General features: G+C 63.0%; 1 protein-coding gene. It reads left to right on the plus strand.

Annotated elements, in window-relative coordinates; translation table 11 throughout:
- Nucleotides 1-65 precede the first annotated feature (65 nt).
- The coding region (locus tag EN852_RS35155; RefSeq protein WP_135879625.1) for an ATP-binding cassette domain-containing protein at nucleotides 66-462 on the plus strand (397 nt) is incomplete at its 3' end.

Genomic DNA, 462 nt, shown 5'->3' on the forward strand with positions numbered 1-462 from the left:
AGCCTCACCATCAGCGTCAACCTGCTGATCGACAACCTGCCGCAGAAGATCAGGGACCGTGACGCATGACCAATCTCGTCGAGGTCAGGAACCTAAGGATCAAGGCGACGACGGACGCCGGACGTGTCGTCGAAATCATCAAGGGCGTCAGCCTCGATATCGCCGATGGCGAGATCATCGCGCTGATCGGCGAGAGCGGCTCCGGCAAGACGACAGTGGCGCTCTCGCTCATGGGCCACGCGCGGCCCGGATGCCAGATCACGGGCGGCGAAATCAACGTCAACGGCAAGAACATGGCGGCGCTCTCCGAGAAGGAAAGGGCAAAGCTGCGCGGGACCGACATCGCCTATGTGCCGCAAAGTGCGGCCGCATCGTTCAATCCCGCGTCCACCATCATGGAGCAGGTGATCGAGGTCACGCGCATCCACAGGCTGATGCCGCCCGAGCAGGCCCGTTTGCGGG

The organism is Mesorhizobium sp. M2E.F.Ca.ET.209.01.1.1 (genome assembly GCF_004010375.2).
Taxonomy (GTDB): Bacteria; Pseudomonadota; Alphaproteobacteria; order Rhizobiales; family Rhizobiaceae; genus Mesorhizobium.